This is a genomic window from Eilatimonas milleporae (assembly GCF_003688555.1).
Classification (GTDB): domain Bacteria; phylum Pseudomonadota; class Alphaproteobacteria; order Sphingomonadales; family Kordiimonadaceae; genus Eilatimonas; species Eilatimonas milleporae.
The window spans coordinates 217,077-233,975 of sequence record NZ_REFR01000009.1; the positions used below are offsets into that span (position 1 = coordinate 217,077).

Genomic DNA, 16,899 nt, shown 5'->3' on the forward strand with positions numbered 1-16,899 from the left:
CGTTTACGTCGTCTCGTCCGGTCGTCTCATCCGAATCGTTTCAGCCGGCCATCCGGTCAGCCGAACAGTTTCACCCCGCCCGCGCCCAGGGCGGAGACCGGGACGGTCTTTTTGGTGACCTGTTTGCCCACGCCGCCAGTGCCGTCACTGCCGCCGCCGTCCGCCCCTTTCGCGGTGATGACGCTGGCGCGGCTGCCGGCGGTGTCCGTCCAGAAATCCATATTCTCGAACTTTTTGAACAGATCGGGCGGCAGGATGGTCGGTCGCGGCTCAAACGCCACCCTGGGCCGGACGGTGTGCAGACCGCTCATGCCCAGCGCCCGGTCAAAGTCCGGCGCGTCATAGGACACATTCTCGAAATCATGGCCGTCGAACCATGGCTCGCCGAGGAAGCCATAGATCAGTTTCAGTGTTTGTTCCGGCGCGCGGGCGAAGAGTTCATAATCGACGATCAGCAGGCGGTCCGACTGTTCGCCGTAAAAGGCTTCCTTCAGGGCGGTCCAGGACAGGCCGACCAGCCGGTTCTGCCGGGCCAGCGCCTCCATCCGGCTGTAGACGGTGGCGCGTTCGCCGTCGCCGCCGAACAGGCGGGTGTTTTCATACGGGTTCTTGCGGAACTGACGCTCCAAACTGTCCAACACCCAGGGCAGGTCGCGCACGCAGGCCACCACCCGGGCGTCCGGAAACAGGTCGGCGAGCAGCGGCATGCGCGCGCACCACAGACGGTTGGTGTCGATAAACACCGGGCGGTCGGACGTGGTATGGCAAAAGGCCTCGATCAGCGCGCGCAGGATGGCGGGGCGCTGCGTTTCGTCCATCAGCAGGGACACTTCGGCACCGGTGCTCATGATATCCAGATTGGCACTGACCAGCGGCGCCAGCGCACTGGACATGGCGGCGTGAAAGCGCGGGTTCTGCCGCAGCAGCGCCGCCAGCACGGTCGAGCCCGAACGCGGCAGGCCAGAAATGAAATGCAGGGTCTGGGCGCTCACGGGCGGGCCAGCCTGTTCCATGGGGGCCTGTTCCGCTGCCTGTCTGTCCTCGGGTTGATTGAGGGCACCGGACTGAGTGCGGGCCGAATGACGCGGGACACGGCTTTTTTTCGCGGCCGGGGCCTTCACGGACTGCGATTTGTCAGGCCGAGATTTGGCCGACCGGGACTTCGCAGACTGGGATTTAACAGACTGGGATTTAACAGATCGGGATTTCGCCGACTGGTCTTCGACAGGCATTCGCATCCTTTCCGCGGCGCGGGGGTCAGGATCGGAAATCACGTCAATGAATTTGGCACGAACCTCGGGACAAACCTGGTTCCGCCATCCGCCGCGCTTCCCTCCCCGCGTCAGTATCCAACGGGTCCTCGCCGGCCACGGCATGGCCCGCGATATTTACGCCCCTAATATTTTACGTCTCTGTAATTTTACCCCTGTACGGGGTGCCCCGGCGACCGCTTTGCCCTTGGAGTCTTCGCCACGCCCGGACCATCCACCACGCCCAGGGCATCCCCGGAGTGTTTATTATTATGTCTATGTTTATTATTGCTTTTATCGGTTTTGGTTCGTCAGTTTCGTTCCCGGCCGGTGTTTTGGGTCGCCCTCTCGTCTCCGCCGCCTGACTTGCAAAGACAACACAACCGGATAGATGCCTGCGTTTTGATTATAATTTTATCTGTTACAATATTTTGTACGCGCTCGGCTAGAAAATAATTTACCTGATGAAAACAATTCTTAGTTTTAGATTTTCTCACTCCTGTATACTTTACCGATAAAAATCCATTTGGAAAGACTCTGTTTTATAAAATTATAACTGCATATCCTCTCATTACCAGCTGCCGGGGCGAAAAATGCACTGGAGAGCGCCGACAGTCCGGTCCAACGAACCTTGCCCCGCTATCGCCGCCATGCCGTGCCCATTCAGGAGAACAGTTTAGACGAAACCGCGCCACCTTGCGTGACATGGTGTATCAGATATGTGGCCCGGCGTTTCACATGGGTGGCCGGAAAAGCCAGGAAAAGCCAGGAAAAGCAATGTGACCGGACAAGACGGCCCGTTCCATGCCGCCCGCGACACCGGCCGGTCCCGTCCATGCGCCGGCCCCGTCCATGAGAACGCCTGACACAAAATATCCCGCCAGGTGAAAAAGACGCTTGACGGCCGCCCGCATTGACCGCATCCTTGGTATATATCACGTTATTGTGGAGATATGCGCCCGACGGCATCGACAGGCTGTTTTTGGCGCATTTTTTGTGTCTGCGTCCCGGGTACCCGAAGCGGATGCACAATCGCCCCATGAGTCCCGGCACCCATGTATGCCGGCGCCCGTATTTCCTGTCGCACACATCCCCTTGGCGCCCACATCCCCCTGGCGCTCCACTTGCCCGGATGAGCGCGGCACTTCTTTACCGCCACACTCCGGTCGACACCTGGCCGATACAGTCGCCGGTTCCATCCCATGGGAGAAAGCCCCATGCGCGTGCCCGCACACTATTACAGCATTCAGGACTGGGTGCGCAAAGCCGCGCCGGCCATCAACGGCGCGCGGGATGCCATTGACGTCCTGTCCACAGTCGTGCCGGATCAGCCCTTGCGCCGCACGGACAGCCCCGTCTTTGCCGGACTGACCGTGACCGGGACGGTGCGGACGGACAAACATCTGATTGTCAACGGCGCCCCAGGCGCGAAGAAGCTGACGGTTCTGCGCACGAATGACGTGACGCGCTGGGAATACGGCGCCAGCATCAGTCCGGAAAGCGGCGCCAATAGCGGCAGCAATTTCGAGGTGTATCGATTTGCCGACGATGGTGCCTTTCTGGGAACGGCGTTTTCGATTTCCAGGGCGTCCGGAACAACCAATTTTTCCAACACCATCACCGCGCGATCCGCCAACGCCACGGCGTTGATCGCGCAATCGACCACGGGCAATCTGGTCAATCTGGCCTTTCAATCCAACACCGGCGATCAGGTGCGGCTGGAAGCGGTGATCGACGGACCGAACCAGGGATCGCTGATCCCCAAGGGGACGGGGGCATCGGTCAATCTGGGCACGACGGGCAATCCCTGGAACGCCGCGCATTTCGCCGGCAGCGTGACGGCGGGCCGCCTGATCACCACGACAACGACGACCGGCGGTCTGCTGGCACAGTACGCGTCTATATACCCGTCTTCAGGCGCACGGGGTCTTAATATCCGCGCGCCGGAGACAGACGACCAGAACGCACCCTTCATTTTTGAGACCCCCAACGCGATCACCTTCCGGATTGATGCGACGGACGCTTTTAATCTGACGTCTGCAGGCGATGCAATCTTTTCAGGCAGCGTGTCGGCTGGTTCATTCGCGACTGCCAAACCAAGTCCTGACGGTGCCAACTGGTCGCACTTCCAGAACTCAAGCGCTACGGTCGATTTCGGATACTCCTTTTTGCGCGGCGGGCGCGAGATATTGACGCTGGGCCAGCAAAATCTTGACCGCTTGTTCGCCCTGAAAGCCGATAATGCAGGCAACGCCGATGTTATGGTGGTCCGGTCTACGGGCGCGGCGCATTTCGCCGGCAATGTGACGGCGGGTGGCGTGACGGCGGGCCAAACTCGCATTACCATTGCCGACCCGATTTCACCGGCCAATCGCAGCGCACATCTGATCACTTTTGACGGGGCGGCCAATGCCGCCGAGATCGGGGTCCGGGGGTCCGGCGCGGGCGGTGTGCTGGATACGCGGATCACCTTCGACGGCCGGGCCACATGGCCGCATATTTTCGCGGCCAGCGGCTCGGCTCATCATACCGGAACCTTGACAGCAAACGGTCTGAACACAAAGTCCATCTTTCAGGTCCTGAACAACCATATCGGCAACAATCTGTATTTCGACGGGGCGTGGCGGTTCGGGGCCAACGGCCATGGCGCGATGATGAAAATCAGCGACCCGAACGGCAGTTTCGGTGTCTGGATGGCGCAGGAAGACAATGCCGCCGGCGCGGGTACGACAGCGACGTTACGCCAGACGCTGCGTTTCGACCGCGACCTGAACGCCGGCAGGGGCGCCTGGCTGTTCGGCGATATGGACGGCCAACTGTATCAGATGGACCGCGCATCGCTGCGCCCGCGCACGGACAACATCCATGCGCTGGGCAATGGCGGGTTCCGCTTTACCCAGGTGTTTGCCGCCACCGGCACCATCCAGACGTCGGACGAAACCCTGAAAGCCTTTCGCGGCGGGGCCGCCGACCACGGGGATGCCCGGCTGACCGCCATGGAAAAGCAGGCCTTTCGCGCGGTCGCCGAACTGGTCAGCGTGTATCAGTGGCAAGACGCCATCGCGGCCAAGGGAGCGGACGGGGCGCGGCTGCATGTGGGCGTGCCGGCGCAAAAGGCCGTCGCCGCCTTTGACGCGGTGATGGGCGCCGGCGCGGCGTTTCGATATGGCTGGGCCTGCCGGGACGCGGTGCCGGTGATGGAAACGCGCACGGTAACGCGGCAGGAGGAGCGCCCGGTGACCGAACCGCGCACGGTAACGCGCGAGCGGATCGATATCATGGACGGCCGCGCCGTGCTGACCCATGAAGAGATTACCGAAGAGGTGCCGGTGTACGACGCCATCCCCCTGATGGACGGCGACGGCAATCCGGTGATGGAAACGGTGGACGTGCCGGCACCGACGGACACCGACCCCCATGCGGTTAAAACCGTCACCCGCCCGCGCACCCACCGTGTGCCGATGATGGAAAGGGTGGAGATCACCGAGGACATCGAGGTCCAGGCCACGCACCCGGACGGCACCCCGGTCAGGCAAGACCGCCATGCCATCCGTTATGACCAACTGATCCTGGCCATGCTGGCGGCGCAGGCATCCGGTACGGACCGACCGGACAACAGACCGGCCTGATATGGCGATCCGACAGGCCGGTTGCCGGAACGGCGCCATGCCCCCGCAAGGTCCCGGTACACGCGCCTAAAAAAATATCCCGCCAAGTGAAAAAGCGCTTGACCCCCGACCGCATTGACCGCATCCTTAATACATATCAAGTCAGATTGACGACATGCGCCCGGAACACGATGCACATCGCCGCGGCGCTTTTTTTATGCCTGTTTTCCGCCATTCCGGCCGGCTGCGCGCCGGGCCCGAGGCAGAAGACAGCCGGCCCGATTACGCCCACTGCGATAAACCGATCCCGATAAATCGACAGGCGAAAGCCGGTCCGCAAAAGCCGACACGGTAAAGGACGGGCGGCCCCGCCGTTACCATGGGCGGTGCCGTGCGCACCCGAGGCCGGCACACCCGCGCGGCGGTCCGACACCGGGCTTTCACCACCCTACCGGTATGACCACACAGCGGTTCCGCCTGCCACAGGCGGCCGGCCGGTCACGCGACCACATGAAACAGTCACCCCAGCAACAGATGAAGAGGCACCATGACAGCATATGCATCCGACACGCTGCAGCCGGCGGTTCTCGCCGCGCTGAACGGCGACAGCGCCCTGTCCGCGGCGGTTCAGGGCATTTATGACGAACCCCCGGCCAGCCCCACCCCGCCCTATGTCTCGCTGGGCGAAACGCGGGAGGAAATGTGGGACACCAAGACCGAGGGCGGCGCGTCCGTCACCTTCGACATTGACGTGATATCGGACGCGCCGGGCCAGCTGCAAGCCAAGCAGATCAGCGCCCTGGTGGACGCGGTGATGCAGCCGGCGGGCTTTACCGTCACCGGTTTCACCCTGGTGTCGCTGCGTCTGGTGACGGCCACCGTCACCCGCATCACCGACCAGGCCGCCACCAGCCACCGCAGCCGCATGACCTACCGGGCGCTGCTGCGCAAGCAGTAAGGCGCCGGCATCCACCACGATCAAACCGTTGCGCGGCGTCCTGCCAAGGGGCGCCGCGCAACCAGACCCGACGCCGCCCGGACACCCACAGCGCCGCAGGCGCGATCCCCGGCCGCGAGGCCATTTTCGAGCAACCCCGTTTCGCGGACCCGAAGACAGTATGGAGGCACGGCACCGGGCGGCGCCGGGCCCCTTCGGATGTTCGCGATTCCATTCCCTTTATTTCTGCAAGAAGCACAAGGAGCATTCATCATGGCTAACGCAGGCAAGGACGTTCTTCTGAAACAGGGCGACGGCGGCACCCCGACCGAGCTATTCACCGCGATCGCCGGCTTCCGGTCCAACACGTTCGAGATCAACGGCGAAACCGTCGATGTGACCAACAAGGACAGCGGCGGCTGGCGCATGCTGCTGGCCGGCGCCGGCGTCACCAGCATCACCGCCGGCGGCAGCGGCACGGTCGAGGGCGACCAGGCCCAGAAGGACCTAGTGTCCCGCGCCATGGACAAGTCCGTCCACAATTACGAGATGACGGTGCCGGGTCTCGGCGCGTTCACCGGCCCGTTCCAGGTCGCGACCTTCAGCGACGCCGGCGAGTTTAACGGCGAAGCCACCTTTGACGTCAGCCTGGAAAGCGCCGGCGCCGTCACCTTCACCCCGGCCGCGTAAGGAAAGGGCCAGTTCATGGCATATGCAGCATCCGGTGAGGTGTCGCTGCAAGTGGGGGCGAACACCGTTCGCCTCCGCCTCGACATCGGCACCATGATGGATTTGGAAGACTATTTCGGCATGGGGCTGGTGCCCTTCCTGACGGACCGTTTACCGGAATTCCGGCTGAGCGATCTGACGGCCCTGTATCTGGCCATGACGGGGGGCGATTTCACCAATGCGGACGCCCGCCGCCGCGCCGGCGGCGACCTGGTGGAGGCGGGGCTGTCAACCAGTGCCAATGCCATCGCCGCCTGCCTGAGCGGCACCCTGAACCCGGCTCAAAACACGGGGTCGAACAGGGGCCAGAACACGGATCAAACCCCGGATCAAGCCACGGCTCAAACCCCGGATCAAACCCCGGATCAAGCCACGGCTCAAACCCCGGATCAAACCCCGGATCAAAGCACAGCTCAAACCACAGGCCGGGAGCCCCCCGTGGGAAAGGCCCTGGGGACGGCATAGGAAACGGCGCACCCAGTCGCCTAGACGGCACCGGAGCGGGCGCCCACGGGCGGGCGGGGGGCGACACCCCGCCCGCCCCGCCGGCCCCGCCCGCACCGTCGGTCCATTGGGCCTGGGTGTATGAGATGGGCGGTATCCTGGGCTGGACGCCGCGGGACATCGCCGCCGCCACGCTGCCGGAAATCCTCCTCGCCGTCCGGGGGTGGCAGCGGTCCATGGGGGTCGACCCCGACCGCCCGCAGCCGGCCAGCCACACGCCCATGACCAGGGCCCGCTATGAAGATCTGAAACGGGAGTACTGCACATGACCACCATCACCCTCAGCGGTCCCAACACACGGGCGCTGCAACAACAGGCGAACCAGATCGTCAAAATCAACAACACTACCGCGAAGAAAGCTTCAAAAAACTGGCGCGATGAATTGAAGAAGCTAAGCGACGGCTTTTTGAAGGAGACTGAGAAACGCACTGGTGCCTTAAGCGACGGCATCGCAGATTTTCGATTAGAGGTAAGAGAAACCGACGGTGAGTTTAGCTTTAACATCGGCGAGCAGTTAGACAGCCTTCGCGACTTGGGCCAGGAACAATTGCAGGGCTTGGTAGATGATAGCCTCGCCTTTGGCCGGGAGTTGGGCGTAGAGATATTCAACGTCGTGGTGGACAAGGTGGAGGAAGTCTTCAAGCCCGCCGCCGAGAAGCTGGAGGATGCCGCCAAGACGGTCGCCGGGGCCGGTCTGGCGGTGATCCAGGCCACGGCCGATTTCATACGGCCACAGCCCAGCACCACCCCGGCAATCCCGCGCCCGGCCCCCACGACGCCCGCGGGCGTCATTCTGCGCAAGACCGAGGAAGAGGGCAAAGAGGCCGTCAACACCCTGCGCAACGACACCGCCGACGCGGTCGAGGTGTTCGGCAAGGACATTGGCGAAGTGCTGATGGAGAATGGCGAAAACCTGGCCGCCCTGCCCGGCAACATGGTGGAAAATTTCGTCACCAAGTTTTTCGACAGTCTGTTCGGCGGCGGCGAAAACGGGGAAGAAGCCGAATTTCTCAGCCTGAAGGATATTCTGAACCAAACGGTCGCCGGGGCCACCGATGCCTTCAAACAGTTGAAGGATACACTTGGCAACGCGCTGAAAACCATGGCGGACACGGTGAAAGGCATTCTGGTCAACACGGCGAACGAGTTGCTGAGCCTGGTGTTGAAGCCGGTCACCGACGCGCTGGCCAGCGTTGTCAAGAGCGTGCTTGATTCCATCCTCGGGGCGGACGGCCTGCTGGGCAGTCTGTTCGGCGGCCTGTTCGGCAGGGCCGGCGGCGGGCGCGTACAGCCGGGCCTGCCGGTTCTGGTGGGCGAGCGCGGGCCGGAACTTCTGGTGCCGAACCGGGCGATGACGGTCATGAACAATGCCGACAGCCGCATGGCCATGGCCGGCACGGGCCATGGCAGCGGGGCGATGCAGGTGCGCCTGAACGCGCCGCCGCCGCAAATCAATATTGTCAATCAGTCCGGCGGAGACGTCCGGACCAGCCGACGCAAGGGACCCAACATGCAGGACATCATCGATATCGTCATCGGCCGTACGGCCGACGACCTGGCAACCGGCGGGGAAACCGCCGGCGTACTGGAAACACGGTACGGGCTGCGGCCCGTGGGGGTGTGACATGACGGCACCGCAATGGCCCGCGACCCTGCCGGCCCAGAAACTGGGCGACAGGGTGCCTCTCGGCGACAATATCAGCCGTTTCACCCCCGACGAAGGGCCGGACATCATCCGCCGTACGGCCACCATCCCCGCCGGCGAGACCGAGATGACCTTTGCGCTGTCCCGCCCGCAGGCGCAGACGCTGGCCGATTTTTTCACCACCGACCTGATGGACGGTGCCAAAGCCTTTACCGGCCTGGTGGACGCACTGGACCGGGCCAGACGCTGGCGGTTCCTGGAACCGCCGGTGATCCAGCGGTCGAACAACGGCCTTTGGGACGCCACCTGCAAACTTGAGGTGGTGCCATGAGCGACCAGACCATTACCAACGCGGCGCTCGCCGAGACCTTTGCCCAGGAAAGCGGCGAGGTCTGGCTGCTGTTCGTGACCGTCGAACACCCGGCCCTGACCGACGGCCCGCTGTATCTGGTGCGCAACACCGTGGATGTGACGCGCACCGTCGCCGGGCAGCCGGTCACCTATACCGGGGCGCAGTTCGAATATGTGCCGCCGGAACAGCGCGAGGAAAATGTCAGTGTGGGCCGCATCCGCGTGCCCAATGTTCACCGCGATATCGTCAACGGCCTGCGCCTGCTGAAAAACCGCGACCCGGCGCGGGTCACACTGGAATGGACGCTGGCCAGCGCCCCGGACACGCCCCAGCAGCACCCGCTGGAGCTGGACCTGGACCAGGTCAGTTATGACGCCGAATGGGTCGAAGGCCGGCTGACGGCGGGCGGTCTGAACGCCGCCTATCCGGAACTGAATTTCGACAATGCCAACTTTCCCGGCATTTACCCCGGCTGATGTTCGATTACCGTCCCTATCTGGCGATCCCCTTCGTGCCGCACGGCCGCGACCGGTCGGGCTGCGACTGCTGGGGGCTGGTGTGCCTGGTGTACCGGGACTGTTTCAATGTGAGCCTGCCGCCGTTCGACCGTGCGGTCGGCGACGTGAACAACCCCCTGTCGGTGGCCCCGGTCATGGCCGCCGGCGCCGCCCAGGACATCTGGGTGAAATCCGACACGCCGCGCGCGGGCGACGTACTGCTGTTCGGCACGCGCGCGGCGCCCTATCATGTGGGCCTGTATGTGAACGGGGACCTGATGCTGCATACCCGTGCCGGCACCGACGCCACCACCGAACGCTGGCGCGGCTGCCTGTGGGACCGGCGGCTGATCGGGTTTTTCCGGCACCGCCTGCTGTGCGATGAGACCCGGACGGCACAGTCAGGCGCCCATCGTCCGGCGCCGGCGGCGTAAACGCCGCCGAATGCCCCCGTCCGTCAGTACCCGCAATTTGTCATCAACCCTTCAGGGCGGCCCCGAGTGTGCCGCCCTTTTAATTGGAAAGTCCCCCATGCCCTACGATACGACAGACCTGGAAGGCGACGTCCTGCCCCCCGTCAAGGACGGGATCACGGCCAGCTTCGGGCCGGCCACTTTCGGAGACGCGCACCGCGTCCGCTTCGTCCATGAATGCGGGGCCGACCTGGAGCATATCCTCAAGGACCATCTGGGCGACCTGCCGGACCCGGCGGGCCTGGTGGTGGAACTGGTGCAGGACAGCGGCCGCATGGTGGTGCCCGCCGACCGGTGGGCCACCATCCGGCCGAAAGCCGGCACGGCCGTGCATGTCAGCATGATCCCGCAGGGCGGCGGCAGCAAGGTGTTGCGCAGTGTGTTGAGCATCGTCGTCACCGTCGCGGCGATTTACGCCACCGCCGGCATATTGAGCCTGCCGATCAAAACCCTCGGCACCGCGCTGGGCAATGCCAGCCTGAGCAAAAAACTTCTGTTCGGTGCCCTTTTCGGCGGGCTGACCGCCGTCGGCCAGCTTGCCCTGAATGCGCTGCTGCCGGTAAGGCCGCCGTCCTTTGCCTCGGAAGAGCCGAAAACAAGCGCCGGGTCCCTGCAAAACCGGTTGGCGCCGGGGGCGCCGGTGCCGGACGTGATGGGGCGCATGCGCGTCTATCCGGCCTTTGCCGCCGCGTCCTACAGCGAAACCGAAGGCGAGGACCAGTATCAGCGCGCCCTGTTCTGCGTCGGCTACGGCCCGTTGAAGATTGAAGACATCCGTATCGGCACCATCCCGATCACCGAGTTCGAGGGCACCAGCTTTGCCATCCGGGAGGGATGGGACGACGACCCCGATATCACCCTGTTTTCAAACGAGGTGACGACCGACCAGTTCGGCACCCTGCTGGAACCCGATGTGGAGCAGATTTTCGTCACCCAGCCGAATACGGACGAGGTCTCGCTGGACTTCATATTCGAATCCGGCCTGATCCGTATCAACAAGAAGGGCAAGCGGTTTACCCGGTCGGTCACTGTGGCGGTCGATTACCGTCTGACCGGCGAGACCGCGTGGTCCAGCGTCAATCTGGGCAGCACCGACCCGGACACCGGCAATGTCCGGGCATATCTGAAGGAAAACCTGCCCGGCTTCAGCGATCCGACGGAAAGCTATTTCAGCACGCTGGTGGCGGACACGACGAATGTCTTCACCTTCAGCGCACAGACACAGGTGCCGCGCGTCTTCACCAAAACCCTGCACCTGCCCGGGCGCGGCCAGTATGACATCCGCCTGCGCCGCTCGACCCCGCCGGCACCGGCCAATGACGACAACACCTATTTCGACGCTGTCAAACTGGCCGGGCTGCGCAGCATCAAGCACAGCAATCCGGTGGCCGACCGGGCGCGCAGCAAGGGCCTGACGATGATTGCCGTCAAAATGCGCCTGACCGACCAGAAGGCCGGCAGCATCACCAATCTGAACTGCATCGCCCAGCGCTACTATCCGATATGGAACGGCATCGCCTGGATCGACCCAAGGACCACGCGCGACGCCGGCGGCGACATGACCCCGCACCTGACCCGCAACCCGGCGGCGGCCTTCTGCCATGTGGCGCGGGGCCCCGCCAACAAACGGCCGATCCCCGACAGCCGCCTGCATATGGACACCATCGGCGCCTGGTGGCAGGCGTGCGACGCCATCGACAGCCGCACGGGCGAACCGCGCTGGACCTATGACCGGGTGGTGGAACGCGGGACGACGGTGGGCCAGCTGCTGCAGGAAATCGCCGGCGCCGGCCGGGCGCGCCTGGACGGGCCGGACGGCCGCACCGGCATTGTCCGCGACCTGCCCCAGACGGACCCGAAGGGTGTGTTCACGCCGCGCAACATGCACTCGCTGAAAGGCAGTTTCACCCTGGGTGAAACCGTGCATGGCATACGCGTGACCTTCGCCAACGAGGATAACGACTATCAGGAAGACACGCTGGTGGTGCATGCCGACGGGTTCAACGAAACCAACGCCACCAGTTTCATCGACATCAACGCCCCCGGCATCACGCGGACGGCACAGGCGCATGTCTTCGGCCGCTATCAGTTGCAGGTGCTGGAACACCGGTCGGAAAGCGTCGAGTTCGAGGCCGGCATCGACGCCATGCACAACCGCATGGGCGATTATGTGCTGATGCATTATGACGCGCCGCGTCACGGCCGTGCCGCCGGACGGATCAAGGAACTGGTCACCGACGGCACCGACCGCATCACCGCGATCCGGCTGGACGCGACAATCAGCGTCGAGGCGGCGACCGATTACAGCGTGATCATCCGGCGCCCGCGCAAGCAGGGCTATACCGTCACGGCGCAGGTGGCACGGTTCGGCGCCGCCGGCGAGACCGACATCCTGCCCTTCATCACCCCGTTGACGGACACGCAGGCGGTCGAGGAAGGCTGCCTTGTGGTGCTGGGCGAAACCGATCAGGCGGCGCGCGATGTGATCGTCACCGCGATCAAGCCATCCTCGGACACGACCTTCAAGATCACGGCGCTGGACCTGGCCCCGGAAGTCCACACCGTCGACAACGAGGGCTTTCCGGTGTTTCCGCTGCCGTCGGGCCTGAACCAGTCGGGCGACGCCCCGCCGCCGTCGGTGACCAACATCACACTGACGGAATTCCTGATTTACGACGGCGGGCTGGGCCGACTGGCGGTGGCCGCCCGATGGGACAAGCCGGAAAGCCCGGTGCCCATCGAGCGGGTCGAGATTTACGCGGTCGAGCCCCTGTCCTACCGCAAACTGGGGGAGACCAGCGACACGTCCTTTACCCTGCCCGGCGAATTCACGGCGGAAGAAACGGTGGAAATCGCCCTTCTGGCGGTCGCCCCGAGCGGCATGAAGCGCCCGCTTTTCCAGGCGCCGCGTGCCAGCATCACCCTGACGTTGGAGGCGGACACGGTCGTGGACCTGTCCCAGCTGCTGGGACAGGACGGCGGGCAGGTGATCCAGAATGCCTGGTTCAACCGCAAAACGGCGTTCTGGACGCTCACCAGCGGCTGGCGGCATGACACCTTCATCCGCGAGGACGGACGCGAGCGCAACGCCCTGCGGCACGACCCCGTCAATGACGATCAGGAATATGTCAGCGGCCGGACAGAAGCGGCAAACCGTCTGTCCGGCGCCCGCGCGGTGAATGAAAGCTTCGACACCTTTGAAGAGGAAAAGATCAGCGTATCGGTTTACGGCGACACGGTGGACACTGCCGACGGTTTCCTGTGGATCGGCATCGCCTATTACCGCAAGGACGGTCAGTTCATCGGGGAAGTCGTCACCCCCGACCCGATCCTGGCGACCGAGGTGTTCGGCGCCAGCGCGCGGACCTTCACCACGCCCGCCGGCGCGGTCCGGGGCGAGGTGTTTTTGACCCTGCAATCGCACACGACCGGCATCTGGTATGTCACCGGCCTGGCGGGCAGCCGCCGCGGCCGGGCGGAAGACGACAGCGTGCTGGATGCCGGCGACGGCCCGGCGGAACCGGGCGCGGATGCCACCGCCGCGGCCACGCCGAACTTCGCGGACGGCGGGCGACGCTGGGATTTCAACCACAACGCCACCGAAGCCTGGACCGCCGTCAACGCCACCCTGGACCTGGAGGCCGAAGAGGGCCCCGGCGTCATGCGGGTGCTGCCGACGGCGGCCGACCACCAGATCGTCTCGCCCGATGATCTGGGCATTGACGGGGCGAAGAACACTGGCGTGTTCATCCGTGCCCGCCGTCTGTCGGGCAGCCGCCAACGCCAGATCCGCCCGCGCCTGTTCTGGTCGACGACGGCGCGGCCCGGCTTTGCAAACGAACACTCACGGGTCAGCCCGCGCCGGCTGAAGCAAACCGCCTTTGACGCCTGGGCCTGGGACCTGTCGGACAGTGCCGACTGGACAAACCCGAACGCCCGGATCAAACAGATCCGCATCGACCTGTCCAGTTTCGCCGATGAAAGCTTCGACGTGGACTGGATCGGTGTGGGGCGCATCGGCAATCTGGCGGCGGGCGAGGCCGGCGCGCCGGAAAACCTGGTCGGCGCGGCGGTGAACACGCGGGTCGGTTTTTTGGATGCCGATACCAACGGCAATGTGGTGACCCTGCTTGTCGACGGTGTCGCGGTCGCCGGCGGCGAGGTTCGCACCAATCTGGAACCCGGCGACCCGGCCACCCAAAAACCGGGCGAGGTGATTTCCGCCGGACTGGACATTCAGGCGCCGGGCACGCGCGGCGGACGCCTGCTGGTTCAGTTCCGCGATGCGGACAACAACATAACGGGGCCGATCTATGCGCCCAATTATCTGCGCGGGACGACGCAGTGGGAACGCTCGGCCATCGGCGGTGTGCGCATCCCGCCGGGCGCGGAAAAGATCCAGATTCTTCTGGACCGTGAAAACGGAAAGACCGGCGCCGTCGCCGCCCGCTTCCCGTCCCTGAACCGAGGCACGGTCCCGGTGTACGCATCGTCCCACCGCAGCGATGTGCAGGAAGACGCGACCAAAGGCGCCACATTCGGCACCGATATCGCCGACGCCGACGGCCTGATCGTACAGGATCAGGAATGGCGCACATCCGACGGGCAGCTGGCCATGGGCCGGCTGTGGGACTTCAAAGGGTCGTCCGACCTGGGGTGGAGCGGCGTCAATGTCACGGTTGCCGGCGCGCCGCAGGGCCTGCGCATCACCGGTCAGACAAATGACGCCCAGTTGCGCAGCCCGACCGGCCTGACCATCGACGGCAGCCGCTATGACAAGGTGGCGGTGCGCATGAAACGGGTGACACCGGGCGTGGGCGAGTTTTTCGAGCAGCCGGTCCTGTATTACGAGACCGCCGGCCACGGCTTTTCCGAACAGTTCGTCAAGCGGCGCTTCCTGCGCTTCGGCGACCGGAACGCGCGCACCTTCGTCTTTGACATGGCGGACCTGACGACCGGCGGCGACGACTGGGTGACCAGCACGATCACCGCCCTGCGTTTCGATCCCGTCACCGATGTGGGCGAAACCTTCGAAATCGACTGGATCGGCGTCGGCCGCGTGTCGGCCCCGGCGCTGGACGTTGTCACCGCCAATCTGGCGGAAGGACTGCAATTCGCCGATTTCGGCGCGACGGACACGGACCTTGCCGAGGTCTTCGGCTTTGTCCGACTGGCGGAAGCGGGCCTTGCTCCCGGCGACACGGTGTCGGTGGGCTGCCAGATCATCGCCACCGGCACCCGGCGCGGCCGGCTGGAAATCATTTTCGAGCGGGAGGACACGTCCGACATCCAGTCGGTGGTCAGTTCCTACGCGCCGACACACCCGACCGACTATCAGCAGGCGGCCATTGAAAACCGCATCATCCCACCCGGCTGCGACCGCATCCGTTTCCGTCTGCTGCGCGAGGCGGGCGTGCCCGGCCCGGTCGGCGCCAGACGCGTGTCCATGAACAAGGGCGGCCAGTTCACCGGCTGGCACCCGGTGCGCGGCGATGTGGAGAAAGACGCAAACCGTATCACCGACACCAACCAGATCGCGGACGGCGCGAAACTGGGCGAAACGGCGAAATGGTCGGCCGTCAGCGACGACGGCGGCCGCCCGCAGGACAACGCCACCCGGAATCTGATTTACCGCCAGTCTCTGCCGCCCGGCGGGGCCGCCACCGGCGACATCTGGTTCGATACCGATGACAACCGGCTGTATCGCCGCAATGGAGGCGCCTGGCAGGAAATCGCCAATGCCTTTGACAACACCAGCCAGCTTGCCGACGGCGCGGGCCTGGGCACCACCGCCATCTGGACCAGTATCACCGGCAGCGGCAAGCCTGAAAACAACGCCACCCGCAACACCGGCGCACTGGCGGACAAGAATACCGTCGACACGCCGGATGTCGTGGATGAGGCTGTCACCGATTTTGGTGGTGTGAACGGCTTTACAGGGACGATCAATCTCAGCTCAGCAATCCAACAAATCGCAATTGCAACCTTGACAGTGCCGGGCAATCCAAATGGTGTGAAATTTTTTGGCAGGGCTACACTGCAAAATATAGATCAGCCCAACCCTGGGCGTACCGAAGCTGCCATGCAACTTCGGCGCAAAAATGGTGGCGTATCTGTCAGCGAGGTAATTGTAACGGCGACACCTAACAATCGTACATATGTAATCAATACTCGTGTCCCAAAATTCACCGGCGAACAGGACTATGAACTGGTCTTGCGATGGTTCGGGACTACGCAACGGATCGCCTACAGCAACGTGCGACTGGAGATAGAAGGGACCAAAAAATGAATACCGGTATTTTGTACGACATCAATACAGGCAAAATCCTGCAAAATATGCGGTTAGCTAAATGTCTAGATATCGAAGCAGATTTCACGCCGCCAGAAGGCACAGCCGTTCTGCCAGGCGTACTGGCGGACGATGTGGACTGTTGGCGAGTGGAAAACGGCACGCTGGTTGAAACCAGCCCGTCGCCGATCAATCTGGATATTGAAAAACGCGCGGCATGCTACAGGGTCGATCGGATCGCTGGTGCGCAGCGTTCATACATCATTAGCGATGGATACGGTCAAGAAATGACGTATCTGATGAAAGAGGCCGAGGCCCGCGCCTGCCTGGCCGACCCGGCACCGCTGGCAGGGGCATATCCGATGCTGGCGGCGGAAATCGGCATCACCGGTGCCGACCTGACGGCGGTGGCGACGGCCGTCGCCGCCCGCGCCGACGTCTGTAAAACCAGGATCGCCGCCATTGAGGCAACGCGCCTGACCACCAAGGCCGTCATCAATGCCGCCACCGATCTCACAGCCATTGAAGCCGCCATCGACGCGGCCGATTGGCCGCCAAGGGAGATCTGACCCGCCGGGCGAAGCGGACATGTCCGGGCACCATCAACACCGACAT

Annotated in this window: 12 protein-coding genes; 11 read left to right on the plus strand and 1 reads right to left on the minus strand. The window is 63.8% G+C overall.

The window, feature by feature from the left end; all coding sequences use genetic code 11:
- Positions 1-56 precede the first annotated feature (56 nt).
- A complete protein-coding gene (locus BXY39_RS01830) occupies positions 57-992 on the minus strand; it encodes a sulfotransferase family protein (RefSeq protein ID WP_211332032.1) in 936 nt (311 codons plus the stop codon).
- Positions 993-2,467: 1,475 nt separating this feature from the next.
- On the opposite strand from BXY39_RS01830, the gene BXY39_RS01840 reads away from it, so the two are divergent.
- The 11 genes from BXY39_RS01840 (at position 2,468) to BXY39_RS01895 (ending at position 16,853) form a co-directional block, all read left to right on the plus strand.
- Positions 2,468-4,879: a tail fiber domain-containing protein gene (locus BXY39_RS01840; protein ID WP_121937127.1), complete on the plus strand. Its 2,412-nt coding sequence runs from the start codon at positions 2,468-2,470 to the stop codon at positions 4,877-4,879.
- A gap of 526 nt (positions 4,880-5,405) precedes the next feature.
- Positions 5,406-5,816 carry a DUF3168 domain-containing protein gene (locus tag BXY39_RS01850; protein ID WP_121937129.1) on the plus strand — a complete coding sequence of 137 codons (411 nt, stop codon included), beginning with the start codon at positions 5,406-5,408 and terminating at the stop codon, positions 5,814-5,816.
- A 252-nt stretch (positions 5,817-6,068) separates the two neighbouring features.
- Positions 6,069-6,485 carry a phage major tail protein, TP901-1 family gene (locus BXY39_RS01855; RefSeq protein WP_170163549.1) on the plus strand — a complete coding sequence of 139 codons (417 nt, stop codon included), beginning with the start codon at positions 6,069-6,071 and terminating at the stop codon, positions 6,483-6,485.
- A 15-nt stretch (positions 6,486-6,500) separates the two neighbouring features.
- Positions 6,501-6,989 carry a GTA-gp10 family protein gene (locus BXY39_RS19255; protein WP_170163550.1) on the plus strand — a complete coding sequence of 163 codons (489 nt, stop codon included), beginning with the start codon at positions 6,501-6,503 and terminating at the stop codon, positions 6,987-6,989.
- A 125-nt stretch (positions 6,990-7,114) separates the two neighbouring features.
- Positions 7,115-7,297 (plus strand): hypothetical protein, encoded by a 183-nt coding sequence (locus BXY39_RS01865; RefSeq protein ID WP_121937132.1) that lies wholly within the window; start codon positions 7,115-7,117, stop codon positions 7,295-7,297.
- Positions 7,294-8,652 carry a hypothetical protein gene (locus BXY39_RS19440; RefSeq protein WP_211332033.1) on the plus strand — a complete coding sequence of 453 codons (1,359 nt, stop codon included), beginning with the start codon at positions 7,294-7,296 and terminating at the stop codon, positions 8,650-8,652. The genes BXY39_RS01865 and BXY39_RS19440 overlap by 4 nt, the downstream gene beginning before the upstream one ends.
- Before the next feature lies 1 nt (position 8,653).
- Positions 8,654-9,004, plus strand: coding sequence for a hypothetical protein (locus tag BXY39_RS01875; protein ID WP_121937133.1), 351 nt, complete (start codon positions 8,654-8,656; stop codon positions 9,002-9,004).
- Positions 9,001-9,501, plus strand: a complete 501-nt coding sequence (locus BXY39_RS01880; protein WP_121937134.1) for a DUF1833 family protein — start codon at positions 9,001-9,003, stop codon at positions 9,499-9,501. Before BXY39_RS01875 ends, BXY39_RS01880 begins: the two co-directional genes overlap by 4 nt.
- Positions 9,501-9,956 (plus strand): C40 family peptidase, encoded by a 456-nt coding sequence (locus BXY39_RS01885; RefSeq protein ID WP_170163551.1) that lies wholly within the window; start codon positions 9,501-9,503, stop codon positions 9,954-9,956. The genes BXY39_RS01880 and BXY39_RS01885 overlap by 1 nt, the downstream gene beginning before the upstream one ends.
- 97 nt (positions 9,957-10,053) lie before the next feature.
- A complete protein-coding gene (locus tag BXY39_RS01890; RefSeq protein ID WP_170163552.1) occupies positions 10,054-16,284 on the plus strand; it encodes a host specificity factor TipJ family phage tail protein in 6,231 nt (2,076 codons plus the stop codon).
- On the plus strand, positions 16,281-16,853 hold the full coding sequence (locus tag BXY39_RS01895) for a hypothetical protein (protein WP_121937137.1): 573 nt from the start codon (positions 16,281-16,283) through the stop codon (positions 16,851-16,853). The genes BXY39_RS01890 and BXY39_RS01895 overlap by 4 nt, the downstream gene beginning before the upstream one ends.
- Positions 16,854-16,899: the final 46 nt, after the last annotated feature.